The sequence below is a fragment of the Mesorhizobium sp. M8A.F.Ca.ET.208.01.1.1 genome, assembly GCF_004791315.1.
Classification (GTDB): Bacteria; Pseudomonadota; Alphaproteobacteria; order Rhizobiales; family Rhizobiaceae; genus Mesorhizobium.
This window is the reverse complement of record NZ_SRUT01000002.1, coordinates 1,211,742-1,229,736: the sequence shown is the minus strand read 5'-3', so window position 1 is coordinate 1,229,736 and position 17,995 is coordinate 1,211,742. Positions and strand designations below refer to the sequence as shown.

The window sequence follows — 17,995 nt, the reverse complement described above, 5'->3', positions numbered from 1 at the left end:
CCTCGGCAAAGCAGTTGGTAGACCAAACATACGACAACAGTTCCGTTAGTTTGAGTGCCCGCGGTTCATCAGTTGATGGATTGAGCAGCCGGATGTTTGCTTCATCCACCCGCTGCCTGCTGGTGGCGTGCGAGTGTATTCTGCAAAAGGCGGCATGCATGCTGAGGAGCGCCTTTTCGGCGAGAGGCCCCTGGACCGCCAATGCCGCGCAAGGCCCGCGAAACGACTCCGCGGGTCTGCATGATCTGCTTGGCCCACCGGCCTCCATATTCGCTCTTCCCACGAGAAGCCCCAAGGAAGAAGGAAGGCGAGATGAGTTTCTTTACTCATCCTTGCCGCCCAGCGGCGGGCCGACCACCAAAATGGCGGGCTCGGCCGAAAGCAGCTTCTTGGCCGCCGCCTTGACCTGTTTGAGCGTCACCCGACCGATGCTGCGGGCGCGACGCTGGTTGTAGTCGACGTCGGCATTTTGAATCTGCAAATCCAGGAGCCGGTCTGCAATCGAGCTGGTCGAGCCCAGACGGTCAATGGCATAGGTGCCGATCAGGTGCTTCTTCGCCGCCTTGAGCTCGGCCCCGGTCGGTCCTTGCTGCGCCATCTGCTTTACCACCTCTCGCACGATGCTCAGCGTTTGGGCGGCGCAATCCGAGCGTGTCTCTGTCGTAACCAGAAGCTTGTCAAGGGTCAGTTCAGAGCTGACGTGATAGGCAAGGCCGCGTTTTTGGCGTACCTCCTCGTAAAGGCGGGAAGTCAAGTATGAGCCGCCAAGGATGTCGTTCATCAGCACGGCGGCGTAGAAATTCGGCGCGCTACGCTTCACGCCAGGCCAGGCCAACGTTAGCGAAGTCTGCGGCAGGTCGTAGTTCTCCTCCACCAGTTGACCGAGTTTCGGCGCGACATCGTAGACGGGGACGAGGGTTTGTTGCTCAGGCAAATCACCAAACAGCTGGTCAAGCCTTTCCCTCAACGTGTTCGCGTCAATGTCACCCACCACGGCAATATGGAGCCCGTCGCGAGCGAAAATGGCCTGGTGGAAGGCGAGGAGGTCGGACGGCGTGATGCCGGCGAGGCTCTCTTTTGTGCCTTCTCCCGGCCTTGAACAAGGATGCGCGCCGTAGATCGCGCGCAGCCATTTGCGCTGAGCGATTGCGCCAGGGTCTCGCTCGCTGCCGACGATGCCGGAGACAATCTCGGCGCGGACGCGATCGATCGGCCCCTGGTCGAAGCGCGGCGCGTTCAGCGCGAGCCGAAGCAGGCCGAACGCGGCGTCCTGCTTTTTGGAAAGCATGCACACCGATCCGTAGATGTCGTCGCTTTGCGCGTCCAAACTCATTTCGGCGCCGGCATCGTCGAGCTTCACCTGGAAGGCATCGCTGTCGTAATGGCCAGCGCCTTCGATGAACAGGCCGGCCATCAGTTTGGCCATCCCCTCCTTCCCGACCGGGTCCTGCGTGGTGCCGCCGTTGAAGGCAAAGCCGATGTTGACGATTTCCACTGTGTGGTCCTCCACCAGCCAGGCGATGATGCCCTTTTCGGACTTCACCTCCTGGATGTTCATCGCAGCATGGGGCTGAGCGCCGAGCGTCATCTCTTGATTCTCCGTCTTGGGCAAGAGATAGCCCGTGGTCGAACGGTCGAACGCGAGATAGCGGGCGGCAACTGCTTTGATTTGCGCGGCGGTAACCCTGCGGATGCGAGACGGCCGTTCCTCGACATCTTTCACGGTGCCGCCGGTGGCCAGCGTCGAGCCGTAGATGCAGGCGAGGTCGTCCTGGTCGTCTTCGGCAAAGATCATATCGCGCACAAAGCGCTCCTTGGCCTTGCCCAGTTCCTCGCTGCTGACACCATCCTTGGCAATGCGAGCGACTTCGGCAGCGGCCGCCGCTTCGAGATCGGCCAGCTTGGCATCGCCGCGCGGCGCGCCATAGATGGCGAACCTGGTGTCGTCGAGCATGGTGCCCTGGAAATAGGCGCAGGCGCTGGAAGCGATACCTTGCTGGACAGCGAGCGCCTGGTAAAGCCGGCTGCGGTTACCGCCGCCGAGGATTTCGGACAGCAGGTCGAGCGCTTCGGCCTCGCCCGGCTTGGCGGTATGGTAAGACGGCACCACCCACTGCGTCGAAAAACTGGGCACGCTGACGCGGGCGTCGGAGAGCGTGACGGTGCGCCTGGTGTTCTGCTCGGGCTCAACCGGCCGGATGCGCGGCGGCAGGTCGGGCCCGCGCGCCACCTTGCCATAGGTCTTCTCGGCCAGCACCTTCACCGTTTCCGGCTCGACATCGCCGGCCACGATCAGCACGGAGTTGTTGGGCCAGTAGTATTTTTCATAGAAGGCGGTGGCGTCGACGCGGTTCAGCTGCTCGATCTCCTGCATCCAGCCGATGATCGGGATGCGATAGGGCTGGTTCTGCCACAGCGTCGCGTCGATCTCCTCATGGAGCACGTCCTGCGGGTTGGTGTCGGTGCTTGAGCGGCGCTCCTCGATGACCACGTCGCGCTCGGTCTTGACGACATCGTCGGTGAGGATGAGGTTTCGCATTCGGTCGGCCTCGAAGCTCATCATCAGCTCGAGCGCCGACGGCGCCACTGTCTGATAGAAGGCGGTGTAGTCGGAGGAGGTGAAGGCGTTGTTGGAGCCGCCGATCTCGAACACTGCGCGGTCGAATTCGCCGCCCGCATGGTTGGTCGTCGCCTTGAACATCAGATGCTCGAAGAAATGGGCGATGCCGGATTTGCCCGGCGGCTCGTCGGCGCTGCCGATCTTGTACCACACCATGTGGGTGACGATCGGCGCCCGGTGGTTGGGAATGACGACCACCTCCATGCCGTTGTCGAGCACGAAATCCCTCGCCTTGCCGTCCTCCCATGCGACGGGGATCGGAGCCGGCCCCGCGCCGACCAACTCGGACGCAACGGACGTCCTGCGAAGCCCATGAGTGCGGGGCTTGCTTGGTAGTTCTGGTAGGGAGAGTGGGGTTATGGGCTGCGTTCCTGGCAAAGTGATCTGTTCCTCATTTTGAAGGATCTATGTCTCCCGAACGCCTATTGGGAGAAAGTGGATCGGCACGCGACGCCGAGCCACATGAGCCGTCAGCGTGTTGCTGGGCCTGACGCGAGCCTCATCTTTGGATGCGTCCGGGAAACTTTCGGCATGGTGAGGCCATGGGAAGTCTGCTCGTTATCCATTGGGTGTTTGCGGATACCTGAGCATGCCCCGTGCCAAGTAAGAAAGCCCCGATTCGCAAGGTTTGATCCAACCTTGATACTTGCGATATCCGACATTGTCGGGCATCCGACAGAAAGCGCCTTTCGCCGGCGCGCCGGCTATGACGCTCGCCTCCTCCGGCGTGACGACGATCCTTTGGCGGGCGCCGCGCACACCGATCTGCCCGCCTATCAGCACCGCGACATCGAAGGACAGCGCGATCGTGACTGGATGGGTCTTACGCAAACATGCAGCAGTGCCACCGCGATCAGGACTTCATCCGCCCCACAAAGACCCGAGCGCGAGGGACGACGTGTAAGGCAACATGTCATCCTCGATAATGATGCCGCGCATAAAGAGGTAAGGTCCCTCGTCGTACCGGCGAGCCCCTTCGCTGGGTCTCGCGAGGGTCTGGTTTGCGAACGTCGACCGACAGCATCACGGCATGGGCGGCCCCATCGGTAGGCAAGCATTGACCGTGCCATCAGCGTTGAGGCAGCGCAGAGCCCAATTTCCCGGTGCCAGCCGGTACGTTGGAGCTTCAACTGTGGCCAGCCAAGCGGGCCGAGGCCGTGAAACTCCTGATACCCTGGACCGTCCGGATTGCAACGCACGACGCCTTGGTCTCGCGCCAACGTCCATTGACGCTCAGCGAAGCATCATGCGGACGAGCTGGGAAAGCTTGGCCGGGCCGGCGCCTTCCCAGGCGCACGGGACGCGCGACGACCCATGTGGACCTTGGATTTCACTACGCACTTACGCTGCTTTGGCCTTGTCAGCAGCCTGAGCATAAAGCGTGCTCAGCTTTCAGGGCGAGCCTCTTTCATGTTGATAGCATCTGTCGTCATTCAGGATCGCCCCATTTTCGCATGCCGCTTGCAGCTTTCAGACTGTTGTCAGCCAGGGCCGCCATAAAGGGTCTCGTTTAACGCATTCGGGAGGCTTCATGACTCGACCACATTAATTTCGGGCGGTTCGCCGGCGCTCCGAATGGCACTTAACACCAGATCCTCTCCAAACCCGTGATGATCCAAGAGGAAAACGAAAAATCCCTAAATCAGAAAAAAGCACCGATACGGTCGGCTCCAGGCTGATGAAATTGCGGTCTCACTGGCCACGCACGATACTTGCGATGGCGATGGCCATTGCAAAGGCCGGTCAAGCACCCAAGACGCTGACAAGCACGCCTCCGACCAAAGCTCGATCGTTGGCAGCCTTTCTAGCCGTATACTTGGGGCATTTTGGGCCGGCGATCCGGACGCCGATTAAAACCTGCCGGTCGTCTAAATGGAATGGTTGGTCCGGGTCCTTACTGGACCTGCGCCAACCCGATCGGGCCGGCGCACAGGGGCACCCAGACAATTGGACACGTCGCCTTTGCGCGGCGGCTTGCACTTTCTCGGATGGCCTCTTTTCTCCCCGGGCGAAATCGAGCGAGCGGTGAGGCGGAGCCTTCGATTTTGCCGATCATGTCGTGTCGCTTCGATCGAACTGCTCAGACGATGATAGCGGCATTGATTGCCGCGGCCGAAATGCGTTGTGTGAAGTACGATTTCTACGCCGTATACATACTGCCGTACAGTTCGCCATGTCAGCAGCCTTGCCAGCAATCCGCCCTGTGTCCAAATGTCGTCGAATTCACCGGTGTCATTGAGGAATTCGTATGATCGCCTCGAAACCATCATTGCGACCGCGGGCGGGCGACGCAAGCTCTAGACTGCCACCGATCCGCTGGATAACCATGTTAGCGATATGTAGACCAAGGCCTGAGCCCGCAGCAGGAGTAGCACCACGACTAAATCGCTTTGTAAGCCCTTCGAGGTCGGGGAGGGGCACCACCGGTCCGGCGTTTGCAATAGCGATGGTTCCATCAGTTTGGACGGAAACTGTTGTCGGAACAGTGGGCAGTCCATGTATCAGCGCATTCTCGATCAGGTTACGAAGGAGGATCCCAAACGCATCGACATCCACTTTGCGCATCAAAGTGGGGCAGCCGTCGACGTTAAGATGCAGGCGTCCGGCATATTGCGGCTTTTTCCTCAGGTCGTCGATTTCCAGCCGAACCGATCGGACAAGATCGATCGCGTGATCCGCCATGCCAACCCCCGATTCGGCTTGAGCGAGCTGAAGCACTTTTTCGACAAGGCGGCCAAGGCTCGACAGCGCTTGCTCGATGCCGCGCGCACGCATTTTGGCCGACCCATTGGGAAGCTCGGCCACTAATCTCTGCATCTGAGCGATTGAACCTGCGATCGGCGTGCGCAGTTCATGCGCACTGTTTGCGGCGAACTCGCGTTCGGCCTCGAGAGCCGCCCGCAGACGATCGAGAAGCCGATTGACGGATGCCGCGATTGGAGCCAACTCTGCCGGGAAATCGCCCAAGTCCATTGGTGACAGATTGCCGCCGTCGCGCGATCCGATCTGCTGTCGCAGTACCTCGATTGGCCGCAGCGAGCGCCGGATCACGATCCACCAAACAGCTAAGCTAAAGGGCAGGAGCACGAGTGTCGGAAGGAAGACAAAAAGTGCGCCCTTCGCGATTGTGGTACGGCGGCCATGAAGCGGTTCGGCCAACTGATGATACACGCCGTCTTGGATCTCCTCTGTGTAGACGCGGTAATCAGCGTTTCCCCAAAAGCCGTTACTCAGGGGAGCATCAGGGAAGGGCTGCTGACCCTCTTCCGGTTCAGAAATAAGCACTATCCCGTACTTATTAATAACCTGCTCACGATAGGTAAAGTACTTTTCGTAAGTGGGAAAGTTGTTATTGTATTGATCAACGTGTTTTCCATTCAAGACCTTGATCAGCTCTGGTTGTCTGTACTTTGCGCTCCCCTGGAGCAAGTCATCCGAACTTTCGTTTACATAATTGCAAAAAATGAACGCAGCCATGGTTGGGGCGGCGATCCAAACCAGGAGCGTTGCCCCGCCTAACCACGATAGCAGCTTTCTCGTCATGCTGTTCGAGTTCGTCATGTGACCACGAGCCTGTATCCGGAGCCACGCACGGTTGCTATTCTATCCCCGCCGATCTTCTTGCGGAGCCGGCTGACATAAACCTCCACTGTGTTGCTCTCGAACTCCGAATTGAATGAATAAAGCGCGTGCTCGATCCTCCCCTTTGAAACGACCGAACCGGGCTGGCGTAGAAGGCAGTCGAGCACCGCCCATTCGCGTCCAGACAGGTGGACCTCCTGCCCGTCGCGGAAGAGGCGTCGCTCGGCTGCCTGTATGGAAAGCGTCCCAACCGAAAATTGCGGCTCCGGAAAATGCCCTTGGCGACGTGCCACTGCACGGATGCGTGCCGAGAGTTCCCCCAGATCGAACGGCTTGACCAAATAGTCGTCGGCGCCAGCGTTGAGCCCCTCGATGCGATGCGAAATCCGATCGCGGGCTGTCAGAATGATGACCGGCGTTGTATCAAGCCCCTTGATCAGCTCCCGCAGATAGTCGATGCCATTGCCGTCCGGCAGGTGAACGTCGAGCAAAATAACGTCGTAGCCGGCCACAGCTGCATGACCGCGCGCTCCGGACAGGCCCTCGGCCCAGTCGACCGCGTGGCCACCAGCCACCAAATGATCGTGCACAGCACTTCTAAGGTCGTCGTCGTCTTCAATGAGCAGTATTCGCATCAGGCTGCCGAGCTCCGGTATGAGGGCAAGGCTCCTGCCTTATTGATCGAAGCTGACAGTAGGCTGAACCGGCGCCAGCGAATATCTGGGGGCTTTCAGGCTGCTGTCAGCTACAATTGCAAGAAAGGGGTCGTTAACAAAGCCAAACGAAGAGCCCCTATGAAACCCCTCCTGATCTCGGCACTTTTGCTCAATGTGACCACCGGCGGCTGTACACTGGTTGGCGGGCAATTCGACGTGGCGGTCAACGAATGGCAGCCGCGCCACGCGTCAATGTCCAGGCTTGAAACTGACAGGTGTCTTAAATACGAGGGCACCGTAGCGGGTGCCTCCAGTTATCGAACAGTGCCTAGCAGGTCAGAAGTGCACTTTGACCATAGGGGTCGTCCGTATTTTCGGCGCTCGCGAACAGAGTCGACGGTCAATCGATGCGCCACTGCCAGAGTCTGGAACGGTCAAGTGTTTGTTATCCCCCGTCCGGGCCATATTCTCTGCCGAGGACCAAGAAGGCCCTATTTTCGGTGCCCACGAACAGAGCCAACGGTCAATCGATGCGCCACTGCCAGGGTCTGGAACGGTCAAGTGTTTGTGATCCCCTGTCCCGGCCGTGTTCTCTGCCGAACTCGCCCTTGTAGTCGGCACACCAAAGATCGTTAGGGCGACAGCCGTTTGAAAGTGGTGTCCCCGTCGCCCTGTTGCGCCTGCGCTTGCGGCGCTCGACCATGCCGTGGCGGTCGAGCACGGCATGCACGGTCGAGATCGCGGGCCGGTGCACATCCGGATACAGCCGGGCCAGCCGCTCGCGTATCTTCGGCGCACCCCATGTCGGCTTGTCTTGCTTGAGGCGCACAATCAGCTTCTCGATTTGAAACGGAAGCTGATTGGCGTGGCGATAGGGCCGCCGCGATCGGTCCGTCAGCCCCTCCAGGCCGCTGTCGTTGTAGCGCGTGAGGATCTTGTAGCCGGTCTTGCGCGAGATATCGAACTCCCGGCAAAGCACCGCCATCTTCTCGCCGTCCAGCAGCCGGGCGACGAACTTCAGCCGCTCTTCCATGACGTTACACTCCTTCCAAGGCACCTTGCTCTCCTTGCAAAGGGCCGAAAGTTTAACCCATCTATCCGGAATGAACTGTCACCCATCTCTCGGGAAGGGCAGTCATGGCCAAGGCAACTGGAAGCCGAATTTTCTTTTAGAGTATGAATCAGCGCCGTCTGCCGAAAAGCGCGTCCACGATCTTCCCTTTTGAAACGACCGTGCAGGGCTGGGGCAGACGGTAGTCGAGCACCGCCCATCCGCGTCAAGTCAGGTAGACCTCCTGCCCCTCGCGGAAGAGGCGTCGCTCGGCTGCCTGTATGGAAAGCGTCCCAACCGAAAATTGCGGCTCCGGAAAATGCCCATGGCGACGTGCCACTGCATGGATACGCGCTGAGAGTTCCCCCAGATCGAACGGCTTGACCAAATAGTCGTCGGCTCCAGCGTTGAAGCCCTCGATGCGATGCGAAATCCGATCGCAGGCTGTCAGAATGATGACCGGTGCCGATTCAAGTTCCTTGATCAGCTCCCGCAGATAGTCGATCCCATTGCCGTCCGGCAGGTGAACGTCGAGCAAAATAAGGTCGTAGCCGACCACAGCTGCATAATCGCGCGCTTCGGACAGGTTCTTGGCCCAGTCGACCGCGTGGCCACCAGCCACCAAATGATCGTGCATAGCACTTCCAAGGTCCTTATCGTCTTCAGTGAGCAGTATTCGCATCATGCTTCCGAGCTCCGGTATGAGGGCAAGGCTCCCATCTTATTGGTCGAAGCTGACAATAGGCTGAACCGGCGGCAGCGAATTATTTGGGGAGCTTTCAGGCTGCTGTCAGCTACAACTTGCAAGAAAGGGGTCGTTAACAAAGCCAAACGAAGAGCCCCTATGAAACCCGTCCTGACCTCGGCACTTTTGCTCAATGTGACCCCCGGCGGCTGCATCAGCAAATTGATTTGGGAAACAGGCGCGCCGGTTCTAATGACCGACGCAGGCCGAGGTCTGGAACAGCTGGACCAGCGAACGGCGTCTTCGGTTTTTCAGGCAACAGCCACATGGAAGAATATGATTGGCTCGACCATGCGCCGAGCTTTGTCGAACGGATTGGTCGCGGGCGCACCACCACAGATTATGGCAGGTTTACGCCCTGGCCTTGACACCCGGGGTGATCGTCACCGGCGGAGCCGCGGCGTACTGATCGGATATCCAACGTCGCTGAGTCTCTCGTCGGTGCAGTGGATCTCTCGGCTTAGCCATCATGCAAAAAACGACGGTTCCGCGACACCACTTTTCAGGTCCGTGACACAGGCTTTGTGAGCCGATCTGTTGTTCTTACCCCAGGCTAATGGCTGAACAGCTCTGTCGCCGGCTCGATGCGCCAGATGGCGCGATGTTTTGAACCCTTTCACGAGGCGACGGCAGCAGCCGACCGGCTCTCCTATCGCGGCTCCCGCGATCCACACACCCAACAAGGGAATCTACCATGGTAATGAAGGCACCGGTTGCCGACGCTAGGAATGGGTCGGTAGTAGATCGGCTGGTCGGCATCGACCTCGCTCGGGGCCTGGCTGTCTTCGGGATGTATGCCGCCCATCTCGGTCCCGACCCCGGCGAAGGAGGACTAGTCGGGTTTCTGATGGAACTAACCCATGGGCGGCCGTCGGCCCTGTTTGCCGTATTGGCCGGTTTTTCAATCCTCCTGATTACAGGTCGCAAGGCGCCGAAGTCGGGGATAGCCGGTAGACAGGCCATCGCCAGAGTCGCAATTCGTGCCCTTGTTTTGCTCGCGCTTGGCTCAATCCTGGGCTGCCTCGGTACCCAGGTCGAAGTCATCCTAGAATACTACGGAATTTGCTTCTTGTTGGTATTGCCGCTCCATCGGCTCAGCGCATATCAGCTGGGCTTGATCGCTGCCGCTACGGCATTAGTTCTCCCGCAAGTCCGTTCCTCCCTTCTGTCGGTTGCCCCCAACCTCCTCGACCCGGTCTTCAACCTCATGGTCAACGGCTACTATCCCGCGGTGACCTGGGTTCCTTTCCTCATCGCTGGCATGGCCATCGCGCGCCTTAATCTTAATACGCTAGCAGCGCATTGGCGCCTTGGTCTGGCGGGGGTCGCGCTGGCCGTGTTGGGCCATGGGGGATCCTTGCTCGCGCTGAGTTCCCGCGCTTTGACTGAAACCTCCTTGTGGTGGTCTGACGTTGACGGCGCTTTTGAGCCTTCCAAGTCGTCATTTATAGTCAAGTCGTCATGGATAGCCGCACCTCATAGCGAAACGACGCTTTCGATCGTGGGCAGCACCGGTTGCGCAATGATCATCTTGGCGGCTTGCATGCTCGCTGTGGATGCGCTCCCGCGTCTGCGAAAGCTGGTCTGGCCAATAATCGCAGTCGGCTCGATGTCTTTGACGGCCTATGTGCTGCACATTGCGGGAATAGCCTATCTTATGAAGATAAACATTTTCAAAGACGAGAGCCTGTCCACGCTCTTTGGCTTCGTTGTGGTTATCAGCACTTTTGCGGTGCTTTGGCTGCGCGTCTTCCAGCGAGGACCGGTGGAAGTGCTGATGGGTAGGGTCGCAGATCTCGCGCGTCACATCCGCTGAGCACCGCCGCGCCCCGGCCTCCCGATCACATTACGGACAAGGTGGGGCTTTGTCCAAAGCTTGTTCGCGGCAGGGGAGGGTACTTCCTCCCACCCTGCCGCCTTGTTGATGGAAGCTAAAACGGTCGCGCAGGCGCTAGAGTTGCATCGGCATAATCAGCTTAAACTCGCGAAGTTAAACCCGCGGTTGGTCTATCTCGGCCCGCCTCACCTGAAAGGCTAAGGTATCCGTTTCGGTCAAGGGTTTTAGGGGCCATTTTCGCTGCGCCTTGAGGAGAGCGTTTGCTAGGATGAGGAGCTTTCGCAACAAGATGATGACCTTTGCGGGTTTGCCTGCCGCCTTTAGCGCCTGGTATTTTGCCTTGAGGTCGGGGTTGAAGCGCAGGGCGAAGGCCGGGCATGTAGAGGGCCTGGCGAACATTGGCCCGGCCGCCCCGGATGAAGGCGCGGCCGCTCCATTTTGCCGAGGCCGGCGAGGCTTGCGGCCTTTGGTTCCGAGTTCCGGCATGTCGATGGTGAGTGTGCAGGCGGTGGCATCCGATGCGCCATATGCTGGTCAGGATTTCGCGGCGCTGGACAGCGTCGGGATCGGCTTTCATGAGGGTAAGCATCGTCTGATCGATATCGCTGAGTTCACGTGGATCTGCTTCCAGCCACTCGTTGTTGTGGCGCCTGAGCAAGGCAAGCGGTCAAGGTCTGGCTCTGGTGCTGGCTGCGGTGCGATCCCCGCACGGGCCAGGTGCCGATCGTGTCGACGATCCACCTCGCCGCGGCCAGAGAGCTGCTACTCTCTTCCGCTGTTCATTCTGGCCTCTTCGCAATGAATGTCATAAAATCACCTGTCGCAATTAATGGTTTTTGATTTGGCTCCAACAGCTGGCAGATATCGCCGAGAGTTCCGCAGAGAGCGTCGAAAGTTTTGGCCGCCTTCTTCCGCAGCCGCGCCTTGAGTTTTGAGCAGACCTGTCTTGATCGGGTTGAGATCGGGCGAGCATGGCGGCAGGATCAGGAGCCAGTGCCCCTTTGGCCAACCAGTGGGCGGCGCGTACCTTGCCGACAATCTGGGGTTCCGAACCCGACAGTTGGTTTTCAACCCGACAGTGGCCCGCCTCAGAGCAGGCTACCGCCCTTCGGAGCAGGCAGAAGCTAATCGAGGTTCGCGGGTTCCGGTTTGAATGTGCAGGTCGCTGCGCGCCTGATCTTTCGGTCTGGCGGCACATGACAAAAACCCTCATTTTGGCCGACGATACCCGGTCAGGAGCGGGTATCGCAGTCGAGAAGCGACCCGAGCACGTCCACAAGATGTGCCGAGTTTGCAAGGTGTGTCATTGTTTCTGTCAACGTTCGAGCGACAGGGCACGACGAAACGTCTGGCATACGCCTCGTCTGGCACGCGCCTCGCATATGTTGCAGTTGCTGCTGGAGATCAGGCGATCGAGTGGGCCTTGCAATTTTCCGATTTTGATGCGCCTAAAGTCTCGTGTACAAATCAGGCTGGCGTGAATGGCCTGCCTAAGTTGCGACTTATTACAAAGGAATGGATATGGCGACTGGAACGGTGAAGTGGTTCAACAGCACGAAGGGTTTTGGTTTTATTCAGCCTGACAACGGCGGTCAGGATGTCTTTGTCCACATTTCCGCTGTTGAACGAGCGGGCCTGTCGACCCTTAATGAGGGCCAGAAGATCAACTACGAGGTGGAACAGGATCGCCGCACGGGAAAGTCCTCTGCAGGCAGCCTCAGCAAGGTTGGCTAACGGTCCGGGAAAGCCTTGGCAAGGTTCGTCATCGCCGGAACGCATTGACGGCTCGAAACCCGGGCCGGAGCATGCAAGTTAATGCCGCGGCAGGGATTGCTGGAGCCATCATGAATTACTCTGGAAATGAGGCTCTTGGACGGGAAAGGCGGGGCTCATCCCCGCCCTTTGATTCCGCGCAGATTGGGCCAACGGCTGCTGCGCGTCCGAACGACTGTTAATACGGATTTAGGCTGCGACCTTCTTGCGGGTCCGTTTCGCCGGCGCCGTGGCTGGGGCTTCCGGCTCTTTCGGTTTGCGGCCGAGTCCCATGGTCTTGGCCAAGGCGGAGCGCGCAGCGGCGTAATTCGGCGCCACCATGGGATAATCCGACGGCAGACCCCATTTGGCGCGATATTCGTCTGGGGTCAGACCATAGTGCGTCGCCAGATGGCGCTTTAGCGATTTGAATTTCTTGCCGTCTTCAAGGCTAATGATGTAGTCCGGTTCGATCGACTTTTTGATCGGGACAGCAGGTTTTTTTAAAGGCACAGGCTCTTCTGCCGGTATGAGTCCAGCCGTGCCGTTTAGAGCCCCGTGCACTTGGGCGATCAGGGCAGGAAGCTCCCCCGCCGGGACGGGGTTGTTGGAGACGTAGGCTGATACAACATCGGCAGTGAGCTCGATGAGGATGTCGGTCTTGTGGGGTTCTTCTGTCATAAACTTCTCCGGGCAGCTTGAAACACAGTTGGGCGAAGTGTCGCTTCATAGTGGCGGTTGCCGCTGAAAGCAAATGGATCGACGGGTGCGCTGCTCCTCCACCATTGAAGTCTCGGCGACGCATCCCGTCATCGTCCATCGCTAAAGGCAGCGTATTGAATTATGGGAGCGGTCGCGCCCGCCCCACCATAGCGATACAGCAAGACAATCAAAAAAGCCGGTCTTTGCTTGGCCCCAAATCTTTTCTCCTTTCGTGAACGCTGAGCTGCCAAGCTGCTACAGTTCACCTCGCGGGGCAACCGTGCACAACACAGGAGTCGCCCGAGCGATACATTCTTCACTTGCCGCTTATCAGCGCTGGTGATTGCACTTTGCAGCCTGCCTCCGGACCCGCAGCGCTCACGCTGTTGGTTTTGCGCCTGCAGGCGTCGGAAGTCGGATCGCCGCAGCTAATTTCCTCAGGCGGACGAATTCAACAAATCGATTGTTTGGATCGAAGGCATCCACACCATCGATGCCTCTAGAATATGATCCAGCTACAATCACCGTGCTGTAATGGCCGGGACGGCCAGCACAAGCGCGACACGATCCGGCGGGTCCATCGCTGCGTTACGTATTCATGGCTACTGCATCGGGCGCTCGGTCGACCGCCTTAAGCCAGGTCGCCGCATTGCGAGACGGTGACCGGCGAGGGAGAGGGCGCTCTGGCAACGAAGCGAGGCGGGTGGCCTTGCGGGTGGCCGCGTGATGTCATCCGGCTCTCCTGCCGATCTCTGCCGGCCAGATCTGGAGCAACTGTTTTGCATAGATATGGCTCTCTTCAGGGGGCCATCTATGATGGGAGCCGAGCGCGTGTTCGAGCCGGGGAACAGGCTGCGCATGCACTGTGCCCACCTATTGCGATCGTGCTAACCTTGGTTGTTCGGACTTGCCGTTAAAGGCAAGCGACAGATTGAAGTTATGCTGCACCATCTCATTGCCTGGCTCGTTTTCGAGAGCTCGCCGATACAGGGCCTGTGCCGCGTCATGCCGCCCCTCAATGTCCAAAATCACGCCCTTCGCATTCAATGCACGTACGTTTCCTGGGGCTGCAACCAAGACGCTGTCGAGCACCTCAACCGCTTCGTGCGGGCGCTTCTGGCCCACCAAGGCATTTGTAAGTCGTATCGCCGCATCAACATTGTCCGGGTGCTGCTTCACCTCATCCCGCAAAGCCCGCTCTTGAACATCCTGACCAACTTCGCGCAAAATGCGTTCGCGCATAGCCGGATCGATTTGATCGGCGCTGAGCAACTCGGGGGAAGATGTCTCCTGCACGGAAAGAGCCGGCTTTTGCCAGCTGGCGCAACCGCCCAAAGGCAGAATGGCGAGTACGGCAAAAAGAAGTGAGTTCCGGCGCAGAAACATAGGCGATGGAGAAACTGTATTACTATTCATGTTATCTCTCAGTTATCGGGGAGGCGCGTGGCGTTCAGTTAGGAAAGGTGGGACTACTCTAACAATCCGCTGTTCGATCCGTGCGGGAGTGTGACGGATCCTGCGGGGCGAATTGTAAAGTCGGAGGCGAGGTCTTGATACGACAGCACGGCGAGATCAACCCCGTTTCGCGTCAGAAAGCCGCGGACGAAACGTCGGACATCCATCGACGTCAACAGAATAGGGCGGGTTTGACCCGGTTCTGCGTTCGAAAGGACCTGACGTATCTGTGATAGCATCGCTTCGCTTTGCCGATCCTCCAGTGCGAGATAGGGGCCTGCATCCGAATCTCGAACCGCGCCACGCATCACATCCTCGCTCTCGCGCTCGACGACCAGGGCGGACACGATGCCCTCCGTGTTGGCATGGCGGTGGCAGATCTGTCGCTTCAAACCAGAACGGACATATTCCGTCAGCAGGGCAACGTTTTGCTCACGCTCGCTCCATTCGGCCAATGCCTCCAACACGAGACGGGTGTGGCGGATTGGGATACCTTCCTCCAGGAGGCGGCGCAGAACATCGGCAATCCGAGGAATCGGCGTCGTGCGTAGCACCTCTTTCACAAGCTCAGAATATTCCTGCTCCATTCGGCCCAGGAAATGTCGGGTCTCTTGGATGCCCACCAATCGCGGTGCGTAGCGGGTCAACGCTGCATGGACGCGCAAGGCGAGGAGTTCGCCGGGAGCCCTATGCTCCGTGCCGGCGCCCGTAAGGGCCTTTGCAGGGGTATGTTCAACCGGGAGTCTGTCCGTTTTCGGCTCACGTCTAAGGGGGACACCGCTCGAGTCGACGTGCGCTACATCGGCTCGGAGCGCCATCTGGTTTGGATCTAAGGCGTCCTGTTCGACTGGCACGCCCTCGACATCAATTCGGAATTGCGATTCAGGCAGCTGCTCGTCAACCAAGACAGGGATGCGAGGAACGATAATGCCCAGATCGGCTGTGACCAGGAGCGAAACGCGCCCAATATGTTTTTGCAATTCGGCTTGATCGACCGCCTGCATAAGATCTGGCGCTAGAAAAAATGCGATCGGGAATTCCTTCGCAGGCGCGGCTTGCTTAGGCTCCGCTGCAGTTCCACCTTTCGCATCGGCAGTGCCGGCGCCCAGCACATCAGCCTTGACAATGCTTACCGCAGCGAACACTGCGGCCAGCATCAGAAAGACGGGGAGGGGAAACCCAGGAACGAACCCCATTACAACCAGGACGCCGGCCGCCAGTCGCAAGGCTCGAGTGCTGGCCGTGAGCTGACTGACCATTTCTGTACCGAGGTTGATCCTCGCCGTCCCAGTCACACGGGTGACGATGGTCGCCGCAGTAATGGAGAGCAGAAGGGCCGGAATCTGCGATATCAATGCATCGCCTATCGTCAGCAGAGTGTAGTGATGCAGTACCTCGCCGAAGGACATGCCCTTGGAGAGCAGGCCGATCGAAATTCCACCCAGCATGTTGATGCAGATAACCACCAGCCCGGCGATGGAATCGCCCTTCACAAATTTCATCGCGCCGTCCATCGCGCCATATAGTTGGCTTTCCTTCTCCAATTCGGCGCGCCGCCGGCGGGATTCGTTGGCATCGATGTGGCCGTTGCGTAGCTCTGCGTCGACCGCCATTTGCTTGCCCGGCAGAGCATCCAGCGTGAAACGCGCCGCCACTTCTGCCACCCGTTCGGCACCCTTCGCGAGGACCATGAATTGCACCATGGTGACGACCAGAAATATGACGAAACCCACCACGATATTGCCTGAGATGACGAAATCGCCAAAAGTATGAATAATGCTGCCGGCCTCCCCCTCGGCCAGGATCAGTCGCGTCGTTGCGACCGTGAGCGCGAGACGGAATACAGTGGAAATCAAGATAACGCCGGGCAAAGAGGAAAAATCAAGTGGAGTACTGACATACAGGGCAACCATCATCAGCAGTATGGCCAACCCCATATTGAATCCTATCAGGGCGTCGACCACCACGACCGGGATAGGCATGACCATCATCGCGACAGCCAGAAGCAGCATCAACGCAACCATTAAATCCGGGCTGGCCGGCGCACGCTTGATGAAGTCACGCAGGACGTTGGCCATCGAGACACCTTTGCAATCGGTTGAGACTTACTCTGCTGTTACGCCATGAAACGTGGCTTTCGAACTCCGAAGGCGCCTCAGCCTTGGCCAGCGCGTGACCCTGCATGAGAGCCACAAGCAGGCGCGAAATGGCTGGGCAGCAAATGTTTCCAACGCAGCCAGCTTGTCAGCACCGAGCGCGACAGGATGTTTGGCTGGCCATAGAGTGCTGCTTGATGGGGCCTGCGAGCTTTCAATATTGGAGAGCAGCAATGCGGCCATTCCTGCTCAGCAGCACACGGCTGTCCTCAATACGTTCGACCACCCATCCATCAGCCAAAATGGCGCCGACAAAATACTTCTCGCTGTCGATGACAATATATGGTTGGACCCCATGCCACACAGCTTCGACCGCGATTGCGGATGGCGCCTTCTCCTCTTTGATGAGCACTCCGTTCACCAGTGTTAGAGTACCCTTGGTGCGACGATCGAACGATTGCTGAAGCTTCTGCCAGCTGATGACCGATTCAGACGTGACGGTGCCTTCGGCGGTCACAACACCCTTTGCCGACCCAATCTTGACGTCGAGAAGACCCGCTCGATCGACTTCCTCCTGCAGCTCTTGGGCCGCTGCCTCCGTAAGTTCATTGTCAGCGCGGTGACTGATCGTTCTGGACGCGACTTCAGCCCGAAGTGAATTGGGGCTCGATCCACTTGCATTGCCAAGATAGGAGATCGTGCCTGAAAGCGCGCCGATCCCGAGTGAGCTGATTATGACCATGGCGAGCACACCGATCGGTAGGCGCGGTATGCCGGTCGAACCAGGCGGCTCTGCATCCTGCACGGACAAAGCAATGGACATCTCGCCTACGAGCAGGACGACAGGAAGGGGCACAACAACGGACTGGCCTGCGGCGATATTCCGGTTGCCCTCGATACTGAGTCCGGGTGCAAGCGCCTCCAGTTCGATCGACTTGCCAAGAAGAGTTACACGAAGGTGATGCGGTGCCAGTCCCTGCTCGACAAAGACCAAATCGGCATCGAAGCCGCTGCCGATTAAACACTTTTGAAGATCCGTCTTGCCGGTCAGACCGCAATAGTGCCCCGAACGCACTTCGAAACGGAGGGAAACGGCGTCATCCACAGAGCATCTCTCAAACAGGATAGAAGCCGCATGGCAATTGCCATGCGGCTCATTTCGGGACTACGTCGCGTCAATAAGGAGACGCGCTAGGGGGCAGTCTAAAACCCGCTTCCGACATTACGAAACGCGTTCGTCGGCGGCCTTCTTGATGGTCTGGAGATTGGTCGTTAGAGTGCGCAACTGGACACTCCTTTTCGTCGCCTCCAAGCTAACATTGGTTAGTTCCTGCACTTGCGCCTGAAAAGCAGTAGCATCAGCTCCGCTTGTATTGCCGGGAGTGCCACTGTTAGTTTTATCGGTATTGCCGGCGCTACTGGTATTGGTATTGCCTGATTTTTTATTATTATCAACTGCAGCCATGATCATTCCTTTTTCTGTTGGAGTTGTGCCGTCA

At 58.5% G+C, this 17,995-nt stretch carries 10 protein-coding genes and 3 pseudogenes; 2 read left to right on the top strand and 11 right to left on the bottom strand.

Features of this window, described 5'->3' with window-relative positions; translation table 11 throughout:
• Window positions 1-322: 322 nt before the first annotated feature.
• The 6 genes and pseudogenes from EN851_RS37825 to EN851_RS16475 all read right to left on the bottom strand — a co-directional run.
• Window positions 323-1,048 (bottom strand): annotated as a pseudogene (locus tag EN851_RS37825) (pitrilysin family protein); the annotation flags it as partial.
• 549 nt (window positions 1,049-1,597) lie between these two features.
• Window positions 1,598-2,902, bottom strand: a pseudogene (locus EN851_RS16495) (pitrilysin family protein); the annotation flags it as partial.
• Between the two features lie 1,950 nt (window positions 2,903-4,852).
• Window positions 4,853-6,181: a HAMP domain-containing sensor histidine kinase gene (locus EN851_RS16490; RefSeq protein WP_126097375.1), complete on the bottom strand. Its 1,329-nt coding sequence runs from the start codon at window positions 6,179-6,181 to the stop codon at window positions 4,853-4,855.
• The gene (locus EN851_RS16485) at window positions 6,178-6,837 is read right to left on the bottom strand and encodes a response regulator transcription factor (protein WP_126097376.1); all 660 of its coding nucleotides are present in this window, start codon (window positions 6,835-6,837) and stop codon (window positions 6,178-6,180) included. Before EN851_RS16485 ends, EN851_RS16490 begins: the two co-directional genes overlap by 4 nt.
• A 619-nt stretch (window positions 6,838-7,456) precedes the next feature.
• Window positions 7,457-7,891, bottom strand: a pseudogene (locus EN851_RS16480) (helix-turn-helix domain-containing protein); the annotation flags it as partial.
• A 244-nt stretch (window positions 7,892-8,135) separates the two neighbouring features.
• Window positions 8,136-8,594 carry a response regulator transcription factor gene (locus EN851_RS16475; RefSeq protein ID WP_245458615.1) on the bottom strand — a complete coding sequence of 153 codons (459 nt, stop codon included), beginning with the start codon at window positions 8,592-8,594 and terminating at the stop codon, window positions 8,136-8,138.
• Window positions 8,595-9,348: 754 nt separating this feature from the next.
• Here EN851_RS16475 and EN851_RS16470 point away from each other — a divergent pair.
• Together EN851_RS16470 and EN851_RS16465 are read left to right on the top strand one after the other, a co-directional pair.
• Window positions 9,349-10,470, top strand: coding sequence for a DUF418 domain-containing protein (locus EN851_RS16470; protein WP_126097377.1), 1,122 nt, complete (start codon window positions 9,349-9,351; stop codon window positions 10,468-10,470).
• Window positions 10,471-12,012: 1,542 nt separating this feature from the next.
• A complete protein-coding gene (locus EN851_RS16465; RefSeq protein ID WP_127249593.1) occupies window positions 12,013-12,225 on the top strand; it encodes a cold-shock protein in 213 nt (70 codons plus the stop codon).
• Between the two features lie 228 nt (window positions 12,226-12,453).
• On the opposite strand, the gene EN851_RS16460 is transcribed toward EN851_RS16465, so the two are convergent.
• From EN851_RS16460 to EN851_RS37115, 5 genes are all read right to left on the bottom strand, one after another.
• The gene (locus EN851_RS16460; protein WP_127249594.1) at window positions 12,454-12,924 is read right to left on the bottom strand and encodes a MucR family transcriptional regulator; all 471 of its coding nucleotides are present in this window, start codon (window positions 12,922-12,924) and stop codon (window positions 12,454-12,456) included.
• Window positions 12,925-13,818: 894 nt separating this feature from the next.
• Window positions 13,819-14,361 carry a tetratricopeptide repeat protein gene (locus EN851_RS16455; protein ID WP_245458616.1) on the bottom strand — a complete coding sequence of 181 codons (543 nt, stop codon included), beginning with the start codon at window positions 14,359-14,361 and terminating at the stop codon, window positions 13,819-13,821.
• A gap of 53 nt (window positions 14,362-14,414) precedes the next feature.
• A complete protein-coding gene (sctV, locus tag EN851_RS16450; RefSeq protein ID WP_063169272.1) occupies window positions 14,415-16,478 on the bottom strand; it encodes a type III secretion system export apparatus subunit SctV in 2,064 nt (687 codons plus the stop codon).
• A gap of 232 nt (window positions 16,479-16,710) precedes the next feature.
• Window positions 16,711-17,601, bottom strand: a complete 891-nt coding sequence (locus EN851_RS16445; RefSeq protein ID WP_024505382.1) for a hypothetical protein — start codon at window positions 17,599-17,601, stop codon at window positions 16,711-16,713.
• 117 nt (window positions 17,602-17,718) lie between these two features.
• A complete protein-coding gene (locus EN851_RS37115) occupies window positions 17,719-17,961 on the bottom strand; it encodes a nodulation protein NopA (protein ID WP_224570034.1) in 243 nt (80 codons plus the stop codon).
• Window positions 17,962-17,995 lie beyond the last annotated feature (34 nt).